At 69.4% G+C, this 26,005-nt stretch carries 25 protein-coding genes; 12 read left to right on the forward strand and 13 right to left on the reverse strand.

Features of this window, described 5'->3' with window-relative positions; all coding sequences use genetic code 11:
- Window positions 1–73: 73 nt before the first annotated feature.
- The 3 genes from ACQEXA_RS56975 to ACQEXA_RS56985 form a co-directional block, all read right to left on the reverse strand.
- Window positions 74–409, reverse strand: coding sequence for a hypothetical protein (locus ACQEXA_RS56975; RefSeq protein ID WP_433134267.1), 336 nt, complete (start codon window positions 407–409; stop codon window positions 74–76).
- Between the two features lie 267 nt (window positions 410–676).
- A complete protein-coding gene (locus ACQEXA_RS56980) occupies window positions 677–1,603 on the reverse strand; it encodes an IS5 family transposase (RefSeq protein WP_433134269.1) in 927 nt (308 codons plus the stop codon).
- 243 nt (window positions 1,604–1,846) lie between these two features.
- Window positions 1,847–3,085: an IS701 family transposase gene (locus ACQEXA_RS56985; protein ID WP_433134820.1), complete on the reverse strand. Its 1,239-nt coding sequence runs from the start codon at window positions 3,083–3,085 to the stop codon at window positions 1,847–1,849.
- Window positions 3,086–3,276: 191 nt separating this feature from the next.
- Here ACQEXA_RS56985 and ACQEXA_RS56990 point away from each other — a divergent pair, with 191 nt between their 5' ends.
- Window positions 3,277–4,167, forward strand: coding sequence for an alpha/beta fold hydrolase (locus ACQEXA_RS56990; RefSeq protein WP_433134271.1), 891 nt, complete (start codon window positions 3,277–3,279; stop codon window positions 4,165–4,167).
- Window positions 4,168–4,274: 107 nt separating this feature from the next.
- On the forward strand, window positions 4,275–5,549 hold the full coding sequence (locus tag ACQEXA_RS56995; RefSeq protein WP_433134273.1) for an IS701 family transposase: 1,275 nt from the start codon (window positions 4,275–4,277) through the stop codon (window positions 5,547–5,549).
- A 338-nt stretch (window positions 5,550–5,887) separates the two neighbouring features.
- Here the strand turns inward: ACQEXA_RS56995 and ACQEXA_RS57000 are convergent, their stop codons facing one another.
- Window positions 5,888–6,214, reverse strand: coding sequence for a hypothetical protein (locus ACQEXA_RS57000; protein ID WP_433134275.1), 327 nt, complete (start codon window positions 6,212–6,214; stop codon window positions 5,888–5,890).
- A 452-nt stretch (window positions 6,215–6,666) separates the two neighbouring features.
- Between ACQEXA_RS57000 and ACQEXA_RS57005 the strand changes: the two genes are divergently transcribed.
- Window positions 6,667–7,191, forward strand: a complete 525-nt coding sequence (locus tag ACQEXA_RS57005) for a hypothetical protein (protein ID WP_433134277.1) — start codon at window positions 6,667–6,669, stop codon at window positions 7,189–7,191.
- A 73-nt stretch (window positions 7,192–7,264) separates the two neighbouring features.
- Window positions 7,265–7,717, forward strand: a complete 453-nt coding sequence (locus tag ACQEXA_RS57010) for a hypothetical protein (protein ID WP_433134279.1) — start codon at window positions 7,265–7,267, stop codon at window positions 7,715–7,717.
- Window positions 7,718–7,763: 46 nt separating this feature from the next.
- Here ACQEXA_RS57010 and ACQEXA_RS57015 read toward each other — a convergent pair whose 3' ends face one another.
- Complete coding sequence (locus tag ACQEXA_RS57015) at window positions 7,764–8,138, reverse strand: hypothetical protein (RefSeq protein ID WP_433134281.1); 375 nt, start codon at window positions 8,136–8,138, stop codon at window positions 7,764–7,766.
- 216 nt (window positions 8,139–8,354) lie between these two features.
- Here ACQEXA_RS57015 and ACQEXA_RS57020 point away from each other — a divergent pair, with 216 nt between their 5' ends.
- The 3 genes from ACQEXA_RS57020 (at window position 8,355) to ACQEXA_RS57030 (ending at window position 12,560) form a co-directional block, all read left to right on the forward strand.
- Window positions 8,355–9,650 carry an ISAs1 family transposase gene (locus tag ACQEXA_RS57020; protein ID WP_433134283.1) on the forward strand — a complete coding sequence of 432 codons (1,296 nt, stop codon included), beginning with the start codon at window positions 8,355–8,357 and terminating at the stop codon, window positions 9,648–9,650.
- Window positions 9,651–9,975: 325 nt separating this feature from the next.
- A complete protein-coding gene (locus tag ACQEXA_RS57025) occupies window positions 9,976–11,643 on the forward strand; it encodes a hypothetical protein (protein WP_433134285.1) in 1,668 nt (555 codons plus the stop codon).
- 173 nt (window positions 11,644–11,816) lie between these two features.
- Window positions 11,817–12,560: a hypothetical protein gene (locus ACQEXA_RS57030; RefSeq protein ID WP_433134287.1), complete on the forward strand. Its 744-nt coding sequence runs from the start codon at window positions 11,817–11,819 to the stop codon at window positions 12,558–12,560.
- On the opposite strand, the gene ACQEXA_RS57035 is transcribed toward ACQEXA_RS57030, so the two are convergent.
- The 5 genes from ACQEXA_RS57035 to ACQEXA_RS57055 form a co-directional block, all read right to left on the reverse strand.
- A complete protein-coding gene (locus tag ACQEXA_RS57035) occupies window positions 12,557–13,330 on the reverse strand; it encodes a hypothetical protein (RefSeq protein WP_433134289.1) in 774 nt (257 codons plus the stop codon). The genes ACQEXA_RS57030 and ACQEXA_RS57035 overlap by 4 nt on opposite strands.
- A 534-nt stretch (window positions 13,331–13,864) precedes the next feature.
- The gene (locus ACQEXA_RS57040; protein WP_433134290.1) at window positions 13,865–14,401 is read right to left on the reverse strand and encodes a hypothetical protein; all 537 of its coding nucleotides are present in this window, start codon (window positions 14,399–14,401) and stop codon (window positions 13,865–13,867) included.
- The gene (locus ACQEXA_RS57045; RefSeq protein ID WP_433134292.1) at window positions 14,398–16,584 is read right to left on the reverse strand and encodes a hypothetical protein; all 2,187 of its coding nucleotides are present in this window, start codon (window positions 16,582–16,584) and stop codon (window positions 14,398–14,400) included. Before ACQEXA_RS57045 ends, ACQEXA_RS57040 begins: the two co-directional genes overlap by 4 nt.
- Window positions 16,581–18,380 (reverse strand): hypothetical protein, encoded by a 1,800-nt coding sequence (locus tag ACQEXA_RS57050; protein WP_433134294.1) that lies wholly within the window; start codon window positions 18,378–18,380, stop codon window positions 16,581–16,583. The genes ACQEXA_RS57045 and ACQEXA_RS57050 overlap by 4 nt, the downstream gene beginning before the upstream one ends.
- Window positions 18,377–19,789 carry a site-specific integrase gene (locus ACQEXA_RS57055; RefSeq protein WP_433134296.1) on the reverse strand — a complete coding sequence of 471 codons (1,413 nt, stop codon included), beginning with the start codon at window positions 19,787–19,789 and terminating at the stop codon, window positions 18,377–18,379. Before ACQEXA_RS57055 ends, ACQEXA_RS57050 begins: the two co-directional genes overlap by 4 nt.
- Window positions 19,790–20,752: 963 nt before the next feature.
- Between ACQEXA_RS57055 and ACQEXA_RS57060 the strand changes: the two genes are divergently transcribed.
- Window positions 20,753–21,163 (forward strand): hypothetical protein, encoded by a 411-nt coding sequence (locus tag ACQEXA_RS57060; protein WP_433134298.1) that lies wholly within the window; start codon window positions 20,753–20,755, stop codon window positions 21,161–21,163.
- Window positions 21,164–21,415: 252 nt separating this feature from the next.
- Window positions 21,416–21,853 carry a hypothetical protein gene (locus tag ACQEXA_RS57065; RefSeq protein WP_433134300.1) on the forward strand — a complete coding sequence of 146 codons (438 nt, stop codon included), beginning with the start codon at window positions 21,416–21,418 and terminating at the stop codon, window positions 21,851–21,853.
- Between the two features lie 195 nt (window positions 21,854–22,048).
- Here the strand turns inward: ACQEXA_RS57065 and ACQEXA_RS57070 are convergent, their stop codons facing one another.
- Both ACQEXA_RS57070 and ACQEXA_RS57075 read right to left on the reverse strand, forming a co-directional pair.
- Complete coding sequence (locus ACQEXA_RS57070) at window positions 22,049–22,822, reverse strand: SDR family NAD(P)-dependent oxidoreductase (RefSeq protein ID WP_432920311.1); 774 nt, start codon at window positions 22,820–22,822, stop codon at window positions 22,049–22,051.
- 79 nt (window positions 22,823–22,901) lie between these two features.
- Window positions 22,902–23,207: a CstA-like transporter-associated (seleno)protein gene (locus ACQEXA_RS57075; RefSeq protein ID WP_432920313.1), complete on the reverse strand. Its 306-nt coding sequence runs from the start codon at window positions 23,205–23,207 to the stop codon at window positions 22,902–22,904.
- Here ACQEXA_RS57075 and ACQEXA_RS57080 point away from each other — a divergent pair.
- The 3 genes from ACQEXA_RS57080 to ACQEXA_RS57090 all read left to right on the forward strand — a co-directional run bounded on the left by ACQEXA_RS57080 (window position 23,165) and on the right by ACQEXA_RS57090 (window position 25,131).
- Window positions 23,165–23,536: a hypothetical protein gene (locus tag ACQEXA_RS57080; RefSeq protein ID WP_433134842.1), complete on the forward strand. Its 372-nt coding sequence runs from the start codon at window positions 23,165–23,167 to the stop codon at window positions 23,534–23,536. The two genes, ACQEXA_RS57075 and ACQEXA_RS57080, sit on opposite strands and share 43 nt — an antisense overlap.
- A gap of 151 nt (window positions 23,537–23,687) precedes the next feature.
- Window positions 23,688–24,395 carry an IS5 family transposase gene (locus ACQEXA_RS57085; protein ID WP_433134302.1) on the forward strand — a complete coding sequence of 236 codons (708 nt, stop codon included), beginning with the start codon at window positions 23,688–23,690 and terminating at the stop codon, window positions 24,393–24,395.
- 226 nt (window positions 24,396–24,621) lie between these two features.
- Window positions 24,622–25,131 (forward strand): hypothetical protein, encoded by a 510-nt coding sequence (locus ACQEXA_RS57090; protein WP_433134821.1) that lies wholly within the window; start codon window positions 24,622–24,624, stop codon window positions 25,129–25,131.
- Between the two features lie 373 nt (window positions 25,132–25,504).
- Here ACQEXA_RS57090 and ACQEXA_RS57095 read toward each other — a convergent pair whose 3' ends face one another.
- On the reverse strand, window positions 25,505–25,969 hold the full coding sequence (locus ACQEXA_RS57095; protein ID WP_433134304.1) for a pyridoxamine 5'-phosphate oxidase family protein: 465 nt from the start codon (window positions 25,967–25,969) through the stop codon (window positions 25,505–25,507).
- Window positions 25,970–26,005 lie beyond the last annotated feature (36 nt).

A 26,005-nucleotide genomic window follows, 5' to 3' on the forward strand; every position in this document is an offset into this window, starting at 1 on the left:
GGAGCCGCCGGCACCCCGGCGCTCCTGCTGGCCAGCCGGCACTACTCCGCGTAGCCCGAGGCCGGAGCCGTTGCTACCTTCTAAACGGAAACGTGTTGTCAGGCTCCTTTCTGGCGTACCAGGACGCAACGTTCTCGGGATGGGCCTCGTCGAAACACACACCCGTCATTCGGCCCTGAGAGTCGAAGCGTCCCGTGTACCGTCCCCTGGCTCCACTGGACCACGGGATCAAGAAGGTTATTTCGTCGTTGGTGACTCTGGACTCGGTGATGTCGGCATAGCCGCTATCCGTTTCCACGGCTTTGGCGCCGTCGAAATTGCCGTCCAGGGCCGTCTGAAAAACGTGCACGACCACTGTGTGGCCACCGGTCTGGACTATGTCCCACTGGCCATAAACGTCTCGTGACATGATTGGCTCCCCGTCACTTCTCGCAAGCGGGCAGCAAAGACTGCTGCCTGACGGCTCAGTTGCCCCCTCTTCTTTCACGCTACGCTCTAGGCCATCCGTGTGCGTCTGGGACCGGGGAGTCAACGCTTGTTGTTGAGCGGTCAGTTATTGCTCGTGGTGAGGCGGCTCTCGAAGGCGCTTCGGAACGCGTTCAAGGGCGCCTTCCGGCGCAATCGTGCCGCGCCGTCCGCCCAGCGCGGGCGCGCTGAGAGCCCGTGTACAAACTGATCACTTCCGGGATGGTTGAGCAGTGGCGCGGGCGAGACGCCGGCTCATGAGCATGATCATCGACCACTTGACCATGGCTTCGTGATGCTCGGGTAAGCGTTCGTAGTCGCGTACGCACCGACGCCGCTGGAAGATCCACGACAGCGTGCGCTCCACCACCCACCTGCGCGGCAGCACGGTGAAACCCTGCATGTCGTCGCTCCGCTTCACGATCTCCAGGGTGAGCTGGAGCTTCTCGCGGGCCCAGTCGACGAGCTTGCCTGCGTAACCGCCGTCGGCCCACACCAGCGTGATCGTCTCGAAGAGTTCGCGGAGGTGGGACAGGACGGGGCGGGCTCCGTCCCGGTCTTGGACGCTGGCTGTGGTGACCAAGACGGCCAGGAGCATGCCGATGCAGTCAACGATCACGTGGCGCTTGCGGCCTGGTACTTTCTTGCCCGCGTCGTATCCGCGACTGTCGGCACCCACGGTCTCTGCGGCCCGTACGGACTGCGAGTCGATGATCGCCGCCGTGGGGTCCGCCTCGCGTTCCTCGGCGCGGCGCACTGCGTCGCGCAGGTCGTTGTGGAGCGCGTCGACGTCGCCGTCCTGGTACCAGCGGGTGAAGACGGCGTGCGCGGTTCGCCAGGGGATGCCGAAGTCGACGGGCAGGTTGCGCCACTTGCAGCCGTTGTCGGCGACGTAGAAGATCGCGTCGACCATCTGGCGGCGACAGTACTCCTCGGGGCGACCGCCGTTGCCGTCCAGCCAAGTGGGCCAGGGCATCAGCGGCTGGATGACCTGCCATTCCGCATCGGTGGTCTCCGAGGTGTAGTGGCGTACGCGGGCGGGATGACGCCGACCGTGACCCCACTGGCAGGCGACGCAGGTGCAGGCGGACTCGGCGCACGGCGTGACAGCGGGCGCGCAGGCGGCGTTCAATGACATGGCAGGGCCTCTGGTGCTCGGAGTGGTTCGTCACCCCCGGTGCTACCAAGAGGCCCTGTCTCTACGGGTAGTTATGCACGAACTTGACCGCCTCGCCCTCGCCAGGGGATCAGTTTGTACACGGGCACTGAGTCCTCCTGCGTTTCCCCCACCCCGCTGTAGGGCGCAAGTGCCGGCCTCAGATCAGCGCGAGACCCGCCGGCCCTTCGCATCGTCTAGTACTCCAGCCGTAGATCGTGATCTTCATGTCTGACTAGTGGCTTGTCGGTGGTAATGGCAGGCCTGGGATCGGGCCTGGTGACGGCGTCGCCAGGCGGACCAGTGGAGCCGGTGGGCTGCGTCGTGGATTGTCCGGACGACGAGCGCGATGAACAGTCGCTGGATCTCGTTGCAGGACAGCGGGATCAGCCCGTCCGGGGCGGCATGGCGGGAGTGTTCGTCGGCGCGGACGACGGCGAGGAAGGCGTGGGCGAGCATGGCCAGGGTGACCCAGCGAGACCACGAGGTGAAGCGGCGGACCTGGTGCTCGTCCAGTCCGGCCAGGCCCTTGCCGGACTGGAAGGTCTCCTCCACCCGCCATCTTGAACCGGCGACGTGCACCAGCGTGGCCAGGGGTACCGGGGCGGGTGAGAAGCAGCGGTAGTAAGCGAGTTCACCGGTGGTTCGGTTGCGGCGGATCAGCAGCCGGTGACTGCCGGGCCGGCGTTCTGCCAGGTCGACCACGGCCCAGTCGTAGAAGCGGTACCCCTTGGCGCCAGCCCCTGCCGACACTTTCTGCCAGCCCCGCTTGGGCACCTTCGCGGCCAGGGCATCCGCGCGGAACTTCCCTGCACCGGTGGTGACTTCGGCCGAGCAGGCGACGGCGAGCACGTAGCCGACCCCGCGTTCTTCCAGCGCGGCCCGTAGCTTCGGGTTGCCGCCGTAGACCTCGTCCCCCGCGACCCAGCCCACGCGGTGCCCAGCGTCCAGAAACCGGCCGATCATGCGGGCGGCCAGCTCCGGCTTGGTCTCGAAGACGGTGTCATCACCCAGTCCCGCGGCCCGGCAGCGGTCCGGGTCACATGTCCACGAGCGCGGGATATACAGTTCCCGGTCCACCGCCGCATGTCCGCGGTGGCCTGCGTAGACGAGGTAGACGGCGACTTGGGAGTTTTCGATTCTGCCAGCGGTGCCGGTGTACTGGCGCTGGACACCGACGGTGTGCGTGCCCTTCTTCACGTCCCCGGTCTCGTCGACCACCAGCACCGCATCCTCGTCGCGCAGGTGCTCCAGCACGTACTCACGCACGTCGTCTCGCACGGCGTCGGCATCCCACCTGGCCCGGCTGAGCAAGTGCTGCACGCCGTCCGGGGTGGCCTCCCCGGCCCACTCCGCGATGCTCCAGCAGTTCTTGCGCGGCAGGTCCGACAGCAGCCCCAGCACCAAGTCCCTCACCCGGCGCCGGGGTTCAACTCGCGCGAATCGGCCTGCTATCCGGCCCATCAGGACCTCGAACGCCTCCCGCCACCGAGCGGGATCTATGCTGTGGCCTGCGGCCACCGTCTCGTCGTTTGTCCACACAACTCACGATGATCAACGGTGGCCGCACCCCTCTCCACACCGGGACAAGGAGATCGCCTGGTGAAAGCAGGGCCCTCCTCATCAGCCCGGAGGAATCAGAAAGGATGGCCGCGATGACTGAGGCGGAACGGTCCACGATGGTCGTCCGGCTGGACCAGGGCCCGGTCGAGTACCGGCTGGAACAGCGAGGCGGCCCCGTGGTGGTGGTACTACACGGCGGGCACATGCGGGCCAGTCTTGTGTTGGGTGAGGAAGTGTTCGCTGAGTCGGGCTACACGGTGCTGGCGCCATCGCGTCCCGGCTACGGTCGCACGCCATTGTCGACCGGAACTTCGGTGAGCGGGTTCGCCGACGTCACCAGGGCGCTGTGCGAGCACCTTGGTATTGCCAAGGTCGCCGCCGTCGTGGGGATCTCCGGGGGAGGACCAACCGCGGCAACGATGGCGGCGCGCCATCCCGACCTGGTGGAACGGCTGATTCTTCAAAGCGCCGTCGGGTGGCTTGCCTGGCCCGATCGCAGTACCCGCATCGGCGCACACGTGGTATTCGCCGCCGCCACGGAGCAAGCCACCTGGGGCGCGATGCGCGGGCTCATGCGCCTCGCGCCCGAGACGTGCCTGCGGCTGCTACTGCGCGATCTGTCCACGCTGCCGGTCCGGGACGTCGTTGCTGCCCTGCGCGCCCAGGACCGGGCGACGTTGGTTGCGCTGTTCTCTCGGATGCGGTCGGGAAGCGGGTTCATCAACGACCTCCAGCCCGCACCCGACGTCACCACCGAAGTCGGCCAGCCCACCCTCGTGATCGCCACCCGCAAGGACGGAGCCGTGCCGTTCGCCCACGCCCAGTCCCTTGCCGCAGTCATCGCCCACGCCGAACTCGTCGAAAGCCAGGCCGACAGCCACTTCATCTGGTTCGGACACGACTGGCCCACCATCGCCGAGACCATCCGCACCTTCCTCACCACTGACCCGCCTCAGCCACTGCAATCGGTGCCTCAGACTTGAACCCACTCTGAAGATCACGATCTACGGCTGGAGTACTAGACCCTTCAGCTGTAGATCATGGTCGGGGTCGTAGTTCGTCGATCTCGTAGGGCGGGTAACTGGCGTGTATGCAGGTCGAGTTGCTGGACGTTGTGGGCGCGGTGTCGGACCGGGAGTGGGCGGAGGAGTGGGCCGGGCAGTTGGACGACCTGCTGCTGGAGGTCGGCCGGTTCTTCCCCCGGGTGGACGTGCGGTGTCGGGTTGCGGCGTGTGTGCGGGGCTTGTTGGGGCCGGTCTCGCGGAAGAACGGCTGGCAGTTGGCGGAGTACGCCGGCGACGGTGCGCCGTGGAACCAGCAGCATCTGCTGGACCGTGCGCGTTGGGACGTGGAGGGGATGCGGGACTTCACGCGGCGTCACGTGGTCGCGGCGCTGGCGGATGATGGGGAGGGCGCGGGGCCGGGCGGGGCGGGAGTGCTGGTGGTGGACGAGACCGGGTTCGCCAAGCGCGGCACGGCCTCGGCCGGGGTGGCCAGGCAGTATTCCGGGGCGCTCGGGGGTGTCTTCCCCTGCCAGGTCGGGGTGATGGCCGCGTGGGCGACCGGGGCCGGTCAGGCGTTGATCGACCGAGAGTTGTACCTGCCGAAGGAGTGGACAGGCGACCCGGCGCGCTGCCGGGCCGCGCACGTGCCCGAGGACCGCGCTTTCATGACCAAGCCGCGGCTGGCAGAGGCGATGATCGAGCGGGCGCTGCCCGACCTGCCCCAGGGCGAAGGAGCGGTGTGGGTAGCGGCGGACGAGGTCTACGGGCGGGAGAAGGCCTTCCGCTCCTTCCTCGAGGAACATCACTTGCCCTACGTGGTAGCGGTCCAGGCGAACACGCCGGTACTGGCACGCCCGGGATGGCGGCATGCGGGACGGCTGGTGGAGCGCGTCGCCCAGGAGGAGGACTGGGTTCAGCTACCAGCCGGGCCCTCCCAGCTGGACACCCGCGTCTGGCAGTGGTGGGCACGCCGGATCATCGACCCGGGCGAGCCGGTCGGCGACGAGGCCTGGGCACGATGGATCATCGCGCGCCGCCGCCCCGAGGAACCAGCCAAGCGCGACTACTACCTGGGCTGGGGACCACCCGGGACAGCGATGGAAGACCTGGTGCTGGTCCCGGGAGCACGCTGGCGGGTGGAAGAAGCGATCAAGCTGGCGAAATCCGCCTGCGGACTGGCCGACTACGAGGTCCGCTCCTACCACGGCTGGTACCGGCACATCACCCTCGCCCAGCTCGCCGCCGCCTTCCTGGCCGGCTGCGACGCCCAAGCCGCCCGGGAACAGGGCCCACTGGCCTCCACCCGCTTCGGCCAAGACCAGCCCACACTGACCGGCGACCAGAGAGGGGGACCACGATGACCCCACCCACACCCCGGCCCCCGTCCGCTTCACGGCCTTCGAGATCCAACGCCTGATCATCCTGCTCGCCCCGCAACCCGACCGGGCCGAGCGTATCCGGCACGGCCTGGCCTGGTCCGCCTACCGCCGCCTGCACCAGACCGTCGCCCGCGCCTGCCACCGCCGCACCCGCGCACGACGACGCATGGATCGGTCCGCATCTCACGCGACGTCAGAAGTACCACAAGGACCATGATCTACAACTGAAGGGCTAGAGAGCAGTTACGGTCGTGACCGGGGGCGTGCACAATAGCGCGTGGCATGAGACCACCTAACCGGCGGCCTCACAGCGGAGAGGGCTACCTCCCAGCCGCCCAGTAAATCCAGCCCAGTTCACGGGCCGGTGTGAATACGATCGCCTCCAGCGCCCGACCTTCGACGGTGAAGCGGAACTCTCCGGGACGGTCGCCGTAGTCAAGCGCCGTCAGATTCCTTCGAAAGATCATCTCTGTGTGGGTTGGCGACTCGAACAGCAGACGAGTCGCCGTCTGGCGCTTCAGCGTGCCGACAAGCGGTTCGCGGCCGTCGATGAAGTAGGCCACTGCAGGTGCTGTGTTCCACTCGCGGTGATGCTCCGCGTGGCCCGCCTGGTACGCCGCCCACATCGCTTCCTCAGAGTCCGTCACCTGCGCTCGACGGCTCCTCCAGCGACTCAAGAAACCCATACCGCCCCCATCCCTCGTGGGGTGAGGGTACGCCGTCACCGTCGGCCATGCGCCGCACACCGGGCACGGCGGCCACCGGGTACCGAGAGGGTTGGGCTCGTAGTCCACTGCTGGTGCGTCGCTCATGCACCCCACGATGTGACCAGACGCCAGCCAGCGTCCAGCACCTCCGAGTTACTCACCGCCGGAAGCCGGAAGTAGCCATTTCTCCACATGAACAAGGCTTCGACCGCGGCTGGGACAGGGTATAACTGCCGATCGTGATACGCATGTTGGCCGACGGGCCGAGTGAGAACTTCTGGGCGGCGACCGGAGCTGTGGCGGCCTGGGCCGCGGTCCCTGTGGGGCTCCTGGCCATCTGGGTCACCTGCCGAACCGCCTGGCCACGCCGAAAGATTCGCTGGTCGGCCCGCGTGAGCCCCCTTGTAGGCCGCGCAGCCGCTCAGACAAGCGGCATCACCGTCACCTTCACCGGGACCGCGCTCAGCCACCCCCAGATCGTCGAGGTCGAGGTCAGCAACGTCGGCAACAAGGATTTCGAACCCGCGCACTTCCTCGGCACGCCGATCGAGATCGTGTTGACCGGCGGCACTGTGGTCAGCGTCCTACGTGAGACTTCGGTGCCGACGGTCCGACGCGTCCTCCACGCCACACAGCACCCCGACCATGTCGCGCTGGACACCAGCACGCCCCTCCACAAGGGACAGACACTTCAGTACGTCATCCTGGTCGACGCCGGCGAGCAGCAATCAGTAGTGCCGAATGAACCCGAGATTGATGTCCGAGTGTCCGCCACCAACTGCAAGGTTGAGCGCAGGAACCCTCCGACGCTTCAGCCGTCACGAGGGGGCGACTCCGTCCTCGCGTCTGTAATCGCTGGGGCTGCCACAATCATCACCGCCTTCGTCGCCCTGCTGGGCGGTGCCCTGTTTAAGTGATAGTGATCACCGGATTCAGGCGCGTGGCGCATGAGGCCACGGCTCCAGCCCACCCCGCCGCTAGGCTCCCCACATGAGCGCGCTCGAACTCCTCGCCGCAGTGAACGTCAAAGTCGTCGGCGTCCGAGCCCTTAACGGCCGCCCCCTGCCCATGCTGGGCATGCGGCCCAAGATCCACGCCCTCGACCTCCGCGGCGGCATCCCCAACCCGCGCACACCGCTCGAACAGGCCCTGGCCGAGACGGGCTTCACCCACCTCGTGCCGAGCGACGGTATTCCTGAGACGCCCCACCCCGACTGGACCATCACCCTGCCCAGCTCGACCTCCTACCGGATCGACTACCAGGGCGAGACGCAGTTCAAAAGCGGCCTGCCGACACCCGAGCTGTGGGGCGTGCTGGTACGCGAGGCCGGATGGTGCGCCCTGGTGCTCCAGCGCGAGGCCGGCCCCGACGTCCGCGGCAAGGAGCTGCTCACCGAGATGGACGCCGGCAACTGTTTCGCTGTCACGGCCCGGCTCGTGTAGTGGCCGTCCATTTGATAGGCCAAATCCCCAGCCCCCAGCCGTCGGCTCACCACCAGATGTACGGCGTCCGGCGCATCCCGGCCGCGACATTCACCAGCTCGGCCAGCTCCGTGAGCCGGCTCCCCGGGTACTCCACCGCCCAGGTCGAGAGCACGGCCGCCGCCTCCTCCAGCCACACGACACCGGCCACCCATTCCTGGTCGTCCGGGTCGTCGACACCAGCCCACAGCGCCGGCACCAGCAAGTGCCCCCGGCCGTCCTCCCCGAGATCCCCGTACCGCTCCAGCCACGCGGCCACATGCGTCAGGTGGTCGTCGCCGGCCTGGCGCAGCAGCTCCGCGCCTTTACCGGAGAGCCAGCCCACGCCCCAAATCTCCGGGCCGTCGGCGGGGTCGGACATGATGCGGATCGCCTTGGACATGGGCCCATTTTGCTCGCTAGAGTCGCGGAGCCCCGGACGCACGGCCGACGGCGGCACTCCTCCACGAGGCGCAGCTACCCCGAGTTCAGGGCCCCGGCGTTTGCCGGGCTCGTCCGGTCTTGGGCGAGTTGATGCCGACGGTGAGCCCCGGAATCAGGTGAACACGGCCCCTGTGGATCATGGAGTTCTCTACGCTTCAAGATCCACGAGGGTGCCGTGTTCGTTCCGCCATCATCCCCCATCCCTGCTCCCGCCTGTCCTGTACCCCGCCTGGAAACCCTTGCCGAGAGTGGCACGAGGGACGAAGTGCGCAGTCTGGTCGCCGAGTTCGAGGCGGTAACCGATCCGCGGGGCGCCTGTGGGGTGCGTTACCGGCTCGCCTCGCTGCTGGCGCTGGTGGTCTGCGCAATAACACCGGCGGGTCATGACTCGATCACCGCGGCGGCGGAATGGTGCAAGCGTGCCGCTCCTGAGGGACTCGCCGCCTTCAACCTGCCCTACCATCCGCTGCTCGGCCGCTACCGCGTCCCGAGCGAGAAGACCTTGCGCAGTGTTCTGGGGCGCCTGAATCCGGCCGAACTCAGCGCGGCAGGCTACGCCTGGCTGCACCCCCTGCTGCCCGACGGGCCGGTGGTGCCCGCGCCGCAGATGCCGGACGGCGGCGTGGAGCGTGAACAGCGCCGGGCCCACCAGACTGCCACCCGGGCCGATCCGATACCCCGGCGGCGTCGTGCGATCGCAGTGGACGGCAAGTGCCTGCGCGGCGCCAGACGTGCCGACGGCAGCCGGGTCTTCGTCCTGTCAGCAGTCCGCCACGGCGACGGCATCACCCTGGCTTCGCGCGAGATCGGCGCGAAGACCAACGAAATCCCCGAATTCGCCCCGCTGCTGAACCAGATCGACGACGCCGACCTGGCCGACGCGGTCGTCACCGTGGATGCCCTGCACGCCCAACGCACTCACGCCGACTACCTGCACCAACGCGGCGCCCACTACCTCCTGACTATCAAGAACAACCAGTGGAACCTGGCCCGTCAGCTCCAGCGCCTTCCCTGGAGTGAGGTGCCCGTCATCCACCGCGACGACTCCCGCGGCCACGGCCGCCTTGAGCGACGCCATGTCCAGGTCGTCACAGTCGACGGCCTACTGTTCCCGCACGCCCGCCAGGTCCTGCGTATCCAGCGCAAACGCCGCCTGTACGGGGCGAAGAAGTGGAGCAGCCAGACCGTGTACGCGATCACGGACCTGCCCGCCGAACAGGCCGACGCGGCCGAGATCGCAGCCTGGGCTCGCGGACACTGGACCGTAGAGAACACCGTCCACTGGGTTCGTGATGTCGTCTTCGGCGAAGACAAATCCCAGGTCAGGACCCACAACACACCCGCAGTCCTGGCTGCCGTCCGCGACCTGATCCGCGGCGCACTCCACCTGGCGGGCTACGTCAACACAGCCGCCGGACGCCGAGCCCACACCGAACGCCACCGCGTCCTCGCCCTCTACAGCATCACATGATCAACCGGACATCACCGGCAAACGCCGGGGCCCTGGGTTCGACGCCCGGCGGTACGCGGTCGAGCTGCTGCCGGAGAAGGAATCGAAGACCTTCGTGGTCGAGCACCATTACTCCGGCTCCTTCCGCCGCGCGGTTCCGCTTCGGTCTGTACGACATCGACGCCGACGAGGCGTAACTGCGCGGGGTGGCCGTGTTCGGGGTGCCGGTCACCGCGGCCGTTCTGACCCGGCCGCTGAACCCGTGGGCTTCCCGCCCGGGCGCACGAAAATCGGTGCGCTCGGACCCCGGCTGCTCCGATACTGCTGGTGACGAAAGTGAGGTCCCATGCCGCAGATCGAGCCGAGCGTGCTGACAGCGCTCATGGCGGCGGCGAAGGACGCCGTCTCCAACGCAGCCGCCGCGTTCTCCCTCGCGGCCATGGACGTCGGTTCGAGTATGGCCGTTGAGCAGCGGGATGCGCTGGTCGCGGCCTTGCGCCGCCGGCCGTCTGAGGTGCTGAAGGCCCGGAAGGAGGCGGGGGAGGTTCCGCCGATTCCGCCCACCACGCCGGCCCAGTTGGAGATCTGGAGCCTGTACGCGGACTGCGTGGGTGATCCGCTCCTTCGCGGCCACCTTCATCATCTGCTGCTCGATGCCGGCCACGGCCGCAAGCCCGACCGCGTCCGTGGCGCGGCCTCCGGCTACCTCGATGGGGCGCAGCTTCTACTGGCCGCTTCCCAGGACAGCTACGGGTGGGCACGGGCCGCCCTGTGCCTGAAGAGGGCCGGGGAGCTGGCCCTCAAGTTCAAGCAACCCGACCTTCGTGACCGCGCGACCACGGACGCCCTCGCCCTCGCCGAGCTGCTCTTGGCTGGAGCCGAGGACGACGGGCGGGCCCTGCTGGTCGTCCTGCAGGCGCTGCAGACCCTTGAGTACGACGTCGCGGACCTTGCCGAGCAGGCGGGCAGCCTCTGCACCCACGACGTGGACGCCCGGATCGGCCTCCTCGATGTGCTGCGAAAAGACGCGCCCCAGAGCCGCCACACGGAGATCGACACCGCTGTGGTCCACACCCTCCTGGACGCCGCAGAGGCCGCCGACGCCGGGCACCGCCGCCTGTACTTCCTGACGGGGGCGGCGACCGAGGCGCGGAAGCGGGGCCTGCCCGAACTACGGGCACGTGCCGAGATGGCCCTGCAGCAGACCAAGCTGGAGTGGACTTCCATCCGCACCGAGGGCACCATCCCGCGCGCGGTGATCGCCGGGCAGCGGGCCCGGGTCGATGCCGCCCCGGATCTGCTGACCGCGCTGTGGGCAACCGTGGCGGACGTCCACCCCGTGATGCGCGCGCAAGCCGAGATCGAGGCCGAGACCGACAGCCCGTTCAAGGGTCTGCTGCAGATCCCGCGTTCGCGCGTCAACTCGGCCGGACCGGTCTTCGTCCGTCCGCCCGTAGAGGCCGACGACGACCTCGCCGTGGCGATGCAGGTCCGCGGCCTGGGGCAGTTCGGGATGCTGACCGCGCTTCAGCTCGACCGCATCCACGAGCGCTTCCGTCCCGACGAGTTGGAGATGATCGCCGCTCTGGTGCACGAGACGGTGCTGCCCGAGCCCCGTGCGCGAACCCTCGCCCGGGCCTTCCTCTACTACTGGCTGGAGGAACTCGACGCCGCGGCGTGCGTCGCGCTGCCACAGGTCGAGCAGATCCTCCGGGAACTCCTGCGCTCCCGGGTTCCTGTCGTCTCCGTGGCCCGGGGGCAGAGCCCCGGTGGAGTCGACTTGCTGGGCAAGCTCCTGCAGAGCATGCCGGAGGCCGGGTATCCGGCGGACTGGAGCAGAGCGCTGGAACTTCTCCTGGTCGACCCCGACCGCGGGATGAACGTGCGCAACGACATCCTCCACGGCCTGGCCGGCACCCCGCCCAAGCACCACGTCGCGCTCATCTTGCAGGCGGCGCTGTACCTGCTCAGCCACGCGCACGGGCAGCGCATCGCACTCGACCCGACGACCTGATCCCCGGGACCGCAGGGCAGCCGCTCCTGGGCCGCTCCGCCGGGCCCGGGAACGCACGCCACCCGCCGCCCGGCGTCGTCCGGAGCGGTTCACTCGTACGAAACGGGCTGAACCCGGCAGCCGGCTCGGCGACAATGAAGGCCGAAGCACCACGACGAGCACAAGGACTGACGATGAGTCACGAACGTGAGGTAGCCCCGCCCGGGCTGCGCCGAGTACTCCAGGACGTCGTACACGCCCTGGAGGAGGAGGCGGTTGCGACCCTCGCAGCCTGGCTCGACATCCCGGTGCCCTCCGGCCTGTGGGGCAGGGACCTGCCCGAATGGATCAATGAGCAGCTGCAGCGGCTGCCGGACCCCAAGGTCTTCGACCTGCTGGAGCAGGCCCTGACCTCTAACGGCATGTGGGGATCGTCGGCCTACGACGAGCGGGTCAACAAGATCCTTAAGGAGGCCGAAATCGCGCTCGTTATGGTCGACGGCTCCTTCCTCGAGGACGACGAGGGGGCCGAGGAACTGGACGTCCAGGACGCCACCGTCCGCCCGCTGACCCTGCTCACCGGGAAGTACGCCGCCGCCCGGAGCAACTGGTCCAAAGCCCTGACCGCCCAGAAGGCCGGGGACGACCGCCAGGCCGTCGCGTTGGCCGTCAACACCCTGGAGGGCGTCGTCAAGATCGCCTCCGGGCAGAAAGACATCAACTCCGGGCTTCGCCGGCTGTTCCCCGAAGGCGAGCGCACCCCGCTGTGGCAGGCGATCAACCAGCTGCACAACTACGGCTCCGCGATGCCTTGGGTGCGCCATGGCGGCGGCCAGAAGGACGTGGAGCTGACCCGGATTGAAGCACTGGGCGTGGTGCGGGCCGCCGCCGTGTGGATCGTCATGCTGATCAACCTGGACAAGGAGGGCCGCTTCTAGGCCCGCCGGAGGTCCGGCGCCGACGTCCGCGGCGCCGACCTGAAGTTGTCGGCGTACTCCTGGCCGTACGCCGCCGCGATCTGCATCTGCTCGCCGATCTCGAAGACGCCGTCCTCGACCAAGTCCTCTCCGTTCCACCACCAGCGCCTGAGGCCGTCCGCCGCGCCCGCGAACAACTGCATCGTGGTGTGGGCGGAGGCGGTCACGCCTCGCGGTAGCCCGGGGAGCGAGAGGTTCCGGCGGTACTGGAGGGTGGGCGGGTGCCAGCCCTGCTCGCCCACGATCACGCCGATCGTCAACTCTCTGGTGATGGCGAGGTGGGCGCCGTTCGACCGGGCCGTCTCCTCGGTGAAGCAGAGCCGCCACTCCCGCTCGTGCAGCCAGTCCGCGTGGCCGGGCTCGTAACGGACTCGACGGTTCCGAGACTTGTCGGGCAGGCCGCCCGTGAGGTCCATCTCCTCGCCGGAGAGGTACATCACCGGGCGGACGCCGATCTCGAGCAGCGCCTCGCGGTCGAACACCAGACCCCAGGGCTCGTACGGCCCTCGCTGGCTCACCCCTGTCCGAAGCATGACCCTTCGGGCCTCCTCGGACGGCTCGCTGAAGCAGACCACCGGAAGGTCCGAGCCCGGCACCTGCGCCCCTCGCAGCTTCCCCTCCAGGAGGATGCTCACCATCCGCTCCTGAGCCGTCCCCGCCGCAAAGGCCGGAGCCTGCGGCCCGTACGCGCCCCTGGGGCGGCCGGTGAAATGGACGAGGGTGTCGGGCAAATCAGGGTGTATACCGACGCCGGGGGACTTCGCCACGGAGACCTCAACTTCCGCTAAATGTACGGATATTAGCAGGGCCTATCCGCAACCCTCCGGGACGTCCCCATGCCCGCCGGAGCGGTCGGCGCGCTATGGGCACGGGGGAGCCGCCCGGTAGAGGGCGGGGATCTGCGCGGCTCCGCGCCGGTGCAGCCCTGCGGGACTGCGCTAGTGAGTCGGCAGCCACGGGAGGGCGAGTTCGGGCCGCAGGCGGCCGGGCTCTTGGCCGTGTCGAACACGGCCAGGAACTTCAGCTCCCCGCCGGCCGGGCTCAGGACGGTTGCAGCGTGGCGGCCAGACTCAGGGGCGGATGGACAGTGAAGGGGGCGCGGTGACCCGGCGGGGAGGCAGGTCGTCGTGCTGCTGGCCACCGCGCTGCTGGTGTGCCTCATGATGCCGAACTCCTCATCGAGGGCGGCGCCTTCGCTCTTTAGGACTGCGTACGCGATAGCGGCGGCACCCGGGCGGGTGCCGCCGCTCGGCGTTGACGCCGGGTCAGGGCCGGCGCCGCCGGCGGGTGAGGTCGGGAACGGCGGACTGGGCGGCCACCTGCTGCTCCAAGGCCGCGTTGGTCTCCTTGAGCTTGCTGTTCTCGATCTCCAGGACGTGGACGATCCGGGCCAGGAGCTGCGCCTGTCCGCGCAGATCGTCGCGTTCGGCACGGACGCGGGCCAGGTCCTGCTGCTGCCTGGCCGCACGGGCCCGCGCCGAATCGGGCAGCTCCTCGGGGACGGGGGTGCGGGCCTTGACCAGGGCGTAGAACAGGTCCTTGAGGCCGGTGTGCTTGTGGGTGAGCTTGTTGCGGCGCAGGCCGGCTTCGATGGCCAGGGAGACGACGGTCAGCTTTCCGTCGGAGCGCAGCGGGGCACCGATCAGCAGGCGCACCATGGCGTCGGTGATGGCTCTGATCTCCGCGGCGCCCTCGGTGTCGGCGTGACCCTGGGCGCGGGTGAGGGCCTCGCCGACGAGCTGGGCCAGCGCTGCGCCGCCGCGCGGGCCCGGTGCGGTCGGGGTCGCGGCGGGGGTGTTCATCGTCGCTCCGTGGGTTCGGTGTGGGCCGGCTGCTGGGCGTCGTGGCGGCGGATGATGGCGGTGAGGTGGTCCTTGCGCTGCTGTTCGCGGGTAGCGATGGGGTAGGGGTCGAGGCCGGCGTCGGCGTCCGCGTCGATCCGCGCCACCTCGGCCCGCAGGGCGGTGATCTGGCTGTCGGTGCGGCTGATGTTCGCGCACGCCGGATGGCAGCGGGAGTGGTCGGGGGTGCTGCGGCCGCCGTCGCGCACCCGGTCGCGGTCGGGGTTGCACAGCGCGGTGAACGCGTCGTGGTTGCAGGTCAGGAACGCCTTCGGGTCCTCGTAGACCTGGAGGCGGGGGTTGGCGACCAGCGCGCGCAGTTCGCGTTTGCCGAGGTAGGTCCCGGCGTAGCGGTCGGAGAACTCGGCGGCCGCGGCGCGGTAGCGGTCGGCGGCCGGGCCACTGACCTTCTCGCCGGCGGCGACGCGTTCGCCGGCCTCGTTGAGGGTCTCGGCCAGGGCCAGGCCCTTCTCCTGGTCCAGGACCTCGAGCATGTCGGCCTGGGAGCGGCCAGCGTAGGACTCCGACATGGCGGTGGCCGCGTGTCCGTACTGCACCGCGAGCGCGATCCGGCCGCCGGGCTGGCGGTAGATGAACCAGGCGACGGTGCGGCGGAAGCGGCGCAGGGCGATGGCGCCGTCGGGATCGGGCGGGATCAGCTCGTGGGGCCGGTCGTGGCGCGTGGCGAGCTGGTTGGCCCAGGCGGTGAAGGCGCGGATCCGTTCCACGGCCGTATCGGAGGACAGGCCGGTGCGGGGCATGCAGGTGCCCTTGGCGTACCGGTAGAGAGTGCGGGTGAACAGCTGCTCGCCGTCTTCGAGTTCCTCGACGACGGCGATGGCGCGCGCGACGGGCTCCAGCACGATCCACGGGTCCGCTCGTACTTCGCCTTCGCCGATCGCGTTGCCGTCCTCGTCCAGAACCCCCTTGAAGTGCCGGCCGCGGACCTCGAACCGTACGGTGCCGTCGTCGCGCTCCACGCGGGTACAGCAGCCGCGGCGCAGGGCCAGGACCTCCTCGGGCCGCATGCCGGAGAGGTAGGCGCAGCAGATCAGGGCGGCGGTGGACAGGTGGAGCATCAGCACGTCCATGTCGTCGAAGCCGATCGCCTCTCGCCACGGGGCGGCGCCGATCCAGGCGGCGAGCGGCACGTCGAGGCGCGGGGCGGGGCCGAAGTCGGCCGGGGTGAGCTCGTCGTTGAGGATGCCGCGGGCGCGGGCGACCTGGGAGGTGGTGACGCCGAGGGTGCCTGCCAGGAAGGTGTTGGCCATCGGCGGCAGCGGCCCGCCGAAGCGGGCGCGCACGGCAGTGGCGCCGGGCGCACCGCTGGAGGGCAGCTGCCGCCCCGCCGCGAGCAGGCCGCGCAGGTGGGCCACCGCGGTCTCGGTGCCGCCGCGCGGGGCGCTGTCGGGGATGGCGGCGAGCAGCCGGCGGTGCTCGCGGGCGGCGGCCAGGATGTCCGGGGACAGATCCAGGACCGTGCGCAGCGCCCACACCAGCAGCGGGGCCATGACGGCCGGGTGCACGATCGCGACGGCGTTCTCGCCGTTGGGCGTGTCGTCGTTGGTGCCGAGGAAGTCGGACATGACTGCGGCCGGGTCCTCCCACGGCGGCATGACCAGCCGGTCGTGCTCGGGCAGGTAGGGGGCGTAGGCCCACAGCCGGGAGATCACCCACAGGGCCTTGGCGTCGGTGCGCCACTGGCGGCCGAGCGGGCGCAGGTGCTCGGCGTACGCCTCCAGGTCGCCGGTGGTGACCTGGGAGAGTTCGGTGATGCCGCGGCCGTCGAGCCAGGTGGCGAAGCGCATCCAGATCTGGAAGTTGTGGCGCAGGGTGCCCGGTTGTGTGGTGGAGCGCGAGGCCCGCTGCTGGAGCAGCACGGCCGGGGTCGGGATGTTCAGCTCGGCGAAGGCCGCGCGCATCACGCCGGGGCGCAGCCCGGCGGGGCAGCGGCTCCAGTCGATGACCAGCGAGCGGTTCGACTCCCTGGGGCTGATCAGCGCCAGGCGCCAGGCCAGATCGCGGAAGCGCGGCAGCTGCTCGGGGTCGAAGCCGGGCCGCAGCCGGTTGAACGGCAGGACGAAGGCGTCCGGGGTTGGGTCGACGACCTCCGGGCCGGCGCGGAGAGGCGAGGTTGCGTTCACGGGTCGAGCCTCCTCTCAAGCATCGCGTGGATCAGATCCCGCTCGCTGTCGGCGACGGCGGCGACCAGTCGGGGCCGCGCGTCGGTGGTGGTGTAGGTGGTGAGGAAGTCGCCGATCCGCGCGTGGTGCGTCGCCCAGTCCGCGGCCCACACCGCCGACGTGACGGCCGAGCGCAGGGACTCCAGCGCCTGGTGCAGATAGGCGATGCGGGGCAGGTCGCGGCCGGTGGCCACCGCGTTGCGGCAAGCGAAGCACAGCAGGAACGACACCGCGCACGGCATCCCGGCCGTGCTGTGGTCGGAGTTGAGGAAGTCCGCGCACGAGGCGACCGGGGTGCGCAGCCGGCCGGCCACGATCCGGCGCGCCACCTCCACGTCGATCCCGGCCTCCTTGGCCACGAGCTCGGCGCTCACCTCGCCGGTGGCGTCGACCTCCTCGATCAGGCGCATGGCGACCGTCTGCCGGGCGGAGGCCAGGGCCTGGGCCAGCCCGAGCTCCACCGCGCCGCGCGAGGCGGCGCGGACGTCCTCGTCCTTCAGCTGGTAGTCCCGTTCGTGGGTGTCCTGGGTGTTGTTGCGGGCCCGGCCGTGGTGCGCCTGCGCGCTGTGGCGCAGCGCCTGGGCGTGCACCCGGGTGGGCAGGTCGACGCCGCCTGCGCGGGCCTGCTGCTGCCAGCGCCGGATCGCGCCCTCCAGGGCCTTGCCGACCTCGTGGTCCCGGAGATTCTCAGCTCCGCCGAGGCCGCGGTGGCCGACCAGCAGCTTCGTCGCGGGCCGGCCCAGCGCCTCCAGGGTGGTCCGGGCCTGTGCGGTCAGCTCCAGCACGTGCCGCAGGGCGCGGCCGCTGGAGCCCTCGCCGAGGTCGACGAGCGTGTTGCTCGCGTGCCGGCGCCGTCCGCGCCGGGCCTTGTCCGTGTCGACCTGGTGCACGGTGGGGTCCTCGCGGTCGGCGTTCGGCCACCAGGTGGGCACGTCCATCTTCTTGAGCACCGACTGGTTCCACGCCTCGTGCACGATCAGCAGCACGGCCGCCGCCCCGATCTCCGCCGGTGTCGGAAAGAGCCGGCTCAGCGCGGCGGCGTTGCCCTGGAAGCCGCACGCGCGCTCCGCGTACGCGGTCACCGCGCGGTCGGCGCTGTTGGGGCAGCGCGGCAGGTCCCCGGTGCGGGCCAGCACGTCCAGCACCTCCCCGAGGGGCCAGTCGCCGTCCCCGCGTTCGATCGCCCCGGCCCGCCACCGCTGGAGGACCGCGGTGTTCGCCGCGATCCGCAGCCGCCCGGCGCGCACCGTCGCGGCGGCCGCGTCCCGGATCCGGCGCAGTTCCTCCCGGGTGTGGGCCTGCTTGCGCGGCCGCCCGCGCCGGGCCGGTGGCCGGCGCCGCGGCGTCTGGAGGAACACGCGGGTCGCCTCCGGCACCCCGGGCGCCCGCCGGACGACCGCGGCCAGGACCCGGCGGACGTGGATGTCGCCGCTCCACTGCTTCCACCACTCCGCCGTGATCTGCCCGGTCGCGGCGACGGGCGGCTCGGCCGCCGCGGCGTCCTTGAACAGCAGCTTCAGCGCGCCGGCGTTCGTCTGGTAGGTGTCCTGGCTGCCCCAGCCCCGGCCTTGCGCGGCCAGCGCGGCCACCAGCGCCCGCCGGAAGTCGACGGGGCCGGGGCTGTCGCGGAAGTCCCACACGCCCAGCGGCTTCCCGGCGCCGCTGACCGGGCGGATGACCAGGCCGTCCGCGTCCAGCACCGGCGCCTTGCGGTAGTCCGTCGGAGGCAGCGCCGCCCGGCGCCCCCGCCCGCTCACGCCGCGTCCAGGATCAGGCCCGTGCGCGCCGCCAGCTCCGCGATCTTCTCCGCGTTCACGGGGTTGTCGTCGTCGCCGAGCAGCGACTCCAACTGCAGCCCGCGCACCGGCTCCAGGTACACATCCCGCGTCACCTGGTCGTTGCGGTGCCCGAGCATGTCCTTGACCATCAGCCAGACCTGCCCGTACACCTCCTCGTAGTGCAGGCGCTCAGCCGGCGTCAGCCCGAGCCGGCGATCCAGCGCGTTGTGCAGCGCGATCAGTGTCCGCAGGGCCATGGAGTGCCGCAGCATCTTCGGCGTCGCGAAGACCTCGAGCCCCGATGCGGCGCACCGGTCGCTCGCCCGCTCGAAGACCTTCGTCCAGCTCGTGTACCGCAGCGGCAGCCCGCTCTCGGTCAGCCACAGCATCGCCGGCTCCAGGCCGTCCTCGCCCTCGACGAACAGCAGCATCCGCTCGGCGGCCGTCAGCCTCCCGAGCGCGCTCTCGCCCGTACGACCGTCGCGGCTTCTCCACCGCACGCGGCCCGCCCGGCTGACCGTCTGGATGATGCGCAGGTCGGGCAGCCGGTCGTAGGCGCCCCGCTGGCGAGCTCGGGTCACCGCCAGGGCGCGGGTGCTCATCCGGTAGCCCTCGACGCGCTGGAGCGCCGGGTGGCCGACGTAGAAGGTGTAGCCGGCCCGCTTGGCCACACCCTGGCCCACCTTGCCCGGGTAGTAGTTCCGCCGCCCGAGCGCCGGGAGTTCGCAGAGCAGCAGGGTGCCGCCCTCGCGGCGCCGCAGGCCGCTGGAGTACGTCAGGTCGGCGTACGCCGTGTCGCGGCCGGCGGAACGGCCGCGCCACGCTTCGTCCTCCAGGCCGCTCGGCAGCATGCCGCCGAGCCCGACGTTGCGCCACAGCCGAAAGGCCCGGGGCGACAGCCACTTCACGTCCGAGGTCTTCACGTCCGTCGGCGAGGCGAGCGTGACCGGGTTCGCCGGCACGAGGCCGCGCTTGGCCGCGATGCCGTACAGCAGCTTCAACGCGGCCTGCTCCTTCGCCCACGTGCCGCCGTCGACCGGCGTCGGGTTCGTCGCCCCTCGCCGACGCCAGGCCTCCCAGTCCTCGACGTCGTCCTCCGACGCCTCGTTCCAGTCCAGTCCGCGCTGCCACAGGAAGGTGAAGAACAGCCGGTAGAGCGGGGCGTACGTGATCTGCGTGCCCTGCGCCTTGGCCGAGAACGCTGAGCGTCGCAGGCACTCGCTCAGCCGAGGATCGACCCGGCCTTCCGGCGAGACGAGGATCGGCTGCCGGTCGCGCAGCCCGAGCGCTCGCTCGCGTTCCTCCAAGTCCTCCCAGCCGGGTACGGGTCGGTCCCCTGCGGGAAGACCCCCGTCACCAACCCAGAACAGCCGCCATTCGTAAGCCACTTGACTCCCTCAGCCGCAACACGACATGGGGCAACACAGCGTATGTCCACAGAACACCGGTATGTCTTCCGGCTGGGGAGAAACCGGCGCGAGCGGGAGAGTATCCGGCTCGGCCCGCTGGCCGTGACGCCCTACCCCAAGAGCCCAGACGCCAGGTGAACCACTCACAGCTACCCCCGGCCCCGCAGTAGGCCGTGTCACCGGGGCAGGGGCGGAGTATTCGTCCGTGGGGGAGGGCCCGGGGGCGTGTGACCACTGGCCCGACGAGCGATTCGACCCGCGGACTGACCACGGCGTAGATGCCTGCACCAGCGTTTGCAAGACGCTGCTTCTGCCAGATCGCCTCTGCCATTCAGGAGGTGAAGGGCCGAGGACTTGCGGGGCTTGCACGCGGAGGCCCGAGGGTGGCGCCGGCCAACCACCCATCCGCTCCAGAGGAACCCCATGACAGCATCTATGTCACCCACGCACCAGCTCGCACCCCTATGGGGCCTCGCTCCAGATACGCTGATCGACCGCGATGAGCTGCACACACGCTATGGCGGTCGAATCCACCCCCGCATCAGCCCCTCACGCAAGATGCCGAACGTAATCCTCTTCACGACTCCGGACCATCATTCCGGGATCTTCGACGGCTGGACGGGCCAGCACGTCCACTTCACCGGTGAGGGAGGCGCGGACGGAACCGATCAAGTCCTCACCCAGGGCAACGGATCCATCCTGCAGCACCGCAGCGAGGGCCGAGCTCTCCGCCTCTTTCACCAACGACCCGACACCACCCAAGTGCGCTACCTCGGCCTCTACCACCTGGACGACAACCTGCCCTACGTATGGGCCGACGCGCCTTGTGACCCCCGAAGGCCACTCGAAATTGCCCGGCGTCTCGTTTTCCGGCTCCGACCAGAATCAGCTCCGCCCAGCGGCCTTCCACGTGTCTCTCCAGTGGCGGACACCGCCACCCAAGTGAGCGCTGCAAGGGACTCGATCCCACACGAAGCCCAACGCACCCCGCCCCGTTCCGCAGCCGCGAACCTACTCGCCAACTACACCCGCTACCTCCGGGCCGTTCACGACACCGAACTGATCCGGTACCGCGTCACCCCGGCTGGAACCCTGACGGAGCAATCCGCTCACCATGACCCCAGCCGGAACGAGCTCCTCACTGTCCGCTGCAGCCTGGCACGAACCGCCATGTGGGCGGCCGTTGGGGAACTCCAGGACCTGAGGCGATACCTGACCCCTCAGCCCGATCTCGCGCTGCTGCTCACCGGCAAGCCGGATGCGGACCTGGCCGCATTCCTCAGGCATGCGGCAGTCACGGTGATCTGGCCCTCCGACCGGTACGCCTTCTCCCGCCTGGAGCCAAACCGCTGAGCACGGCGGCGACACATTGCCGCGCCGGGCGTCCCCGTCGCTCTGGACTCATCGACGGGGGCATCCGGCGTCGCGCCTCTCATCGTCGTGGCCTCAGCAGCCGCGGCATGGGCTTGCCTGAGTTGGTGGCGCCTGACAGAAGGTTCGGCGCGCCGGACCAACCGAGGTGGGCACGCCTGCACGCTGCCCCTGAAACCCGCCTTGCTCGTCTGGCGAACTCCCAACGAACTGGTCCCCTAGGAGGACACCGTCATGACGATGCAGGAGCCGAATCTTCAGCCCACATCTTGCCGAGAGAACTGGGACTATCCGCCCGAGGACCCGGTCACCCCTCTCGAAGCCAAACGACGGGACCTAGTCACCCGCTACGAGCGGTTCCTGCAGCAAGAGCAGGGGCACGAAGTGACCGGGTACCTCATCACGAGCCACGGGCGGAGCCTGCCGGTCGAGATCTCCGACCTCACTGCTCGCGAACTCGTGGTCACCGCCGCCACGACTGCGCGCGTGGAAGGTCCGGCGGGGGTCTGGTACGCCATCGGTGCGCTGCTGGACTTGGCATCGTTCTTCCCGCCGGGGACGGGCAAGGTGCTCCTTCTGCCCGGCCAGCCAAGTGACGACCTGTCCGAGCTCTGCGCCGCGCAACGCATTGTGCCCGCGTGGCAAAGCAGCGACTCCTTCGCGCGAACCTAGACTCGGACCCCGTCAGCTCCTGGAGATGGCGTGAGCGGCAGTGGGCCCTGCACCGCCATGGTGCAGGGCCCACTGCCGCTCAAGACAGCCGCACCCGCCCGATCTAAGACCAATGCCGTGTAGTTAGGCGCGAGGCTGATGTGTCAAGCCGCTTGAAGGCGATGGGCCCGGGCGAGGTGGGGAAGCCTCTTTGGCCTAGTTCCGGCCGGCCATGACTCCGCCGTCGACGTTGAGCACGGCGCCCGTGGTCCAGCTCGAGGCGGGCGACAGCAGGAACACGATGGCCGCTGCCACTTCCTCCGGCGTGCCGACCCTGCCGAGCGGATGCAGGCCGCTGAGCTGTTCCATCGCGCCGTCCAGCTGATCGGAGGGGAAGACCTTGTCGAACAGGGGCGTCCGGGTCACTGCGGGGGCGACGGCGTTGACCCGGATACCCTCGCCCGCCAGCTCGATGGCGAGGTTGTGCGTCAGGGCGTGCAGGCCCGCCTTGGCCATCGAGTAGGCCGACGACGGTGTCGCCGCGATGGCCTGGTGGGCCCACATGCTGCCCACGTTGACGATGGCGCCGCCCTGGCCGCCGGCCACCATGGCGCGCACGGCGGTCTGGGTCAGGAAGAAGGTCGCCCTGTTGATGTCGTGGTAGGAGTCGTAGTCCTCTTCCCCGTGGTCGAGGAAGGGCTTCGGCAGGTAGAACCCTGCCGCGTTGACGAGGAGGGTGGTGTCGGCGTGGTCCTCCGCCAGCTGCTTCTGCGCCTCGACGACTTGGTCCTTGTCGGACAGGTCGGCGCCGATCGACCATGCCTGCCCCGCCTGCGACAGCGAGGCCGCGGCGGCGTCGAGCTTCTTGCCCGCACGGCCGACGATCACGGCGCTGCCGCCTTGTGCGATGACGGACTCAGCAGTCTTGAGCCCCATCCCGCTGGCCCCGCCGATCACGACTAGTTTTCTGCCTTCGAAGTCCATGGCCATGCAAATCACGCTCCTTACATGGGGCTACTCGTTCGTCTCAGGCTTCCATCGCGGCGTTTACCAACGCTCTATCTCGCGTCTACAGCACCGCCCCGGCATGTGCGCGGCCGCGTCGCGGCGCGCTCTCGGCCCGGTGCGCCCGAAGGGCCTGGTAGTCGCGCTGGCTGGGAACGGGTGCCAGCCGGTGGCGGCGCTGGTGCCCGGCGCAGTAGCGCTCGTACTCGGCCTCTCCCGCCAGCTCGCGCAGGTACCAGAGCAAGGCCTGCGCCCAAGACTGAAGACCTCCCCGCGCGCGCTCTCTGCGGTTGCGCCGCTTACTGGTGGCCTCCCAACGGTGCGGCCATGGATACAACGGCACCCAACTGCGACGAAGCAAGTCGCGCACATCACCTCGTTCCCAGCGAGCCCGCCGACGAGGCCGCCACGCGGGCCAGTTCGCACGCGGCGGCAACCTCCACGGTGACCCGGCTCATCAGGGCCGCTGGCCTGCACGCACAAGAGCACGTCATGGAGGCCGCAGTCCACACAGGCCTGATGTGGCGCTGCCCGTGCAAGGCCCCGAACGGGCTGGACACCACAACTTGCGGCTTCTGCGGCAAGGAACGCCTGTGGACGCAAGACTCCACCCCGCACCGCTACGGCTACGGATCTCTTCTGGAGGAACTGCGGGATGGGCTGAAGGAGTGGTTCGACGAGCGGCCTCAGAGCCTGTGAACAATCTGATCGTTGGGCGGTGCGGGCCGGAACCGGCGAAGTCGTCCGCATGAGCAGGACCTCTCGGTAGCAACAGCGGTGTCGAAGCCGAGCCGCACCAAGAGGTCCTGTCATGCCGTTGTACGCGTCCGCTGCTGCCACTGTCACCCCGATGGGAGAAGACAACTGCCCGTGTGTGGCCTGTCGCTGGGGGCACGGAACCCGCCATCCGGTCCGCCCCCGTCGCTACACCTCCGACACGACCGACGAACAGTGGCAGGTCATCGCGCAAGTGCTGCCCTGGCCGGCGTGGCTGGACGGGTACGGCGGCCGTCCGGAGGAATACTGCCGCCGTCAGATCATCGACGCGATCTTCTACGTCGACGACAACGGCTGCAAGTGGCGCAACCTCCCCGCAGACTTCCCGCCTTGGCGCACGGTGCACGCGGTCTTCACCCGCTGGTACCAGGACGGTGACACCGACGCGATCCACAACGACCTGCGCGACCAGGTCCGCAAGGACGAAGATCGGGAAGTGGACCCGACCGCCGCGATCATCGACTCGCAGTCCGTCCGGGCCGCGGAGACCGTCGGCGCCAACAGTCGCGGGTACGACGCGGGGAAGAAGGTGGCAGGCCGCAAACGCCACGTGATCACGGACTGTCTCGGTCTCCTGCTGGTCGTGATGGTCACCACCGCGAGCGTGCAGGACCGTGATGGAGCCCGTCCTGCCCTGCGTCACCTGCGCGAGCTCTTCGAAACGATCACCCTGGTGTGGGCCGACGGCGGTTACGCGGGCAAGTTGGTCGACTGGGCCAAGGACAAGCTCCCCCAAACAGGCAAACCGCAGGGACACCCTCTCGGCCGGCTACCGCCTTGACCGGGCGAAGCTCGCCGAGGCCGCGGCCACTGCGGCCGCCGCGAAAGACCACCGCGCACGGCGAATCGCTGAGCGGATCGTTGCCGATCATGGCGTCAACCTGACCGTCGAGGACTGCGACATCCGCACCTGGTACCGGCTGTGGGGCCGCGCCCTGCAAGCCACCACACCTGGCCGGCTCATCGCCGCGATCGGCAAAGAATGCGAGAAGACCAGCGGCCGCCTGCTGCGCGCGTCGACCTTCACCACGAAGCTGTCCCAGACCTGCCTGTGCGGCGACCAGGTGCGGAAAAGCCTCGCCGACCGGGCGCACACCTGCACCTCCTGCGGCCTGGTCGCCGACCGCGACATGGTCTCCGCCGCACTCGCCGCGCACGTCCGGGTTCAAAACCCGGACGATCCCAGCACTGCGGGCCTGGACACCGTCCAGGCCCGCACCACACAGATCTTGTTCTCACCAGGGCTGCAAGAAGCCCTGTCGAGTCAACCGCAGCGCGGTGGCCGCCCCAGCAGGGGCCGCACCCACGCGGCAGCCCACGGTCCGGGAATCCCCGGCCGGCAAGCCTCTGCTCGACGAAACACCCCCGACCGGCACCGGCCCACCCCGAATGAGACCCGACCCGCGAATCAGCGGCACAAGGACCACGTCGGAACAGCCGCCCGCGCAGGAAACACCGCAACCAGCGGCGGTACCCCTACGCGGGAACTGATCGGGTGGCATCCCAATACGGGATGACTCTTAGCGAGGCCATGCCAAGACAGTCCTGGCCCGCGTGCTCTGAGCCGTCGCGATCAACGTCCACCGCATCGACGCCCGCCTCACCGTGCGCCCCGACGGCACCTCGCTCCGCACCCACTTCGCCGGGCTCGACCTCGATCCCCGGCCCCACAGGAAGCCTCAGCGACGCCGCCCATGAATCGGGCGACAGAGTCCCGCAGACCTGCTACAAGAGCGCGACGGGTATCACCATGGGGTACATGCTGATTGCCATGGCCTGAGCCGGACATTGCACGACGCCTCTCGGCACAGGAAAGACGTCTGTCACGCGGGGCCGGACGCAGACCACGGTCTGCGTCCGGCCCCGCGTGACAGACGTCTCGATGTCGCATCAAACGTATGCCACACCGTAGTTGGCGGCCCACTCACGCTTCAGGTCGTCCTCGTTCACGTGCCCGAACGTGTACGCGGGAGAGTCCACCCGCAGCGCCCGGTCCACCCGGATCAGTACGGCCTCGTGGCACGGGTAGATGGGATCGCCGTGGGTGTTCAGCACCCACTGCCGGGACCAGTCGTACACCGGGTCGCCTTCCCCGCGGATCTCGGCTGTTCCCTTGAAGCGGTAGCCCCGCCTGAGCAGGAAGTCGATCACGTTGACCTCAACCCGCGGATTGTGTCGCAGGTTCTCCACCGTATTGGGCGAGGCCATGTTCATGAATACCAGGTGATCGTCGTCGTAGACGCGCACGGACCCCTTCGGGGAGAGGTTCGGAGAGCCGTCCTCGCAGACCGTCGCAACGAACGCCAGCTTGGAGCTGGTCACGATCTGCCGCATGTCCTCAGTGATTATTCCCATCGCTCCTTCAACCTTTCCTTCCACGTCTGCGTGCCG

The sequence above is a fragment of the Streptomyces sp. CA-106110 genome, assembly GCF_050936285.1.
Lineage (GTDB): Bacteria > Actinomycetota > Actinomycetes > Streptomycetales > Streptomycetaceae > Streptomyces.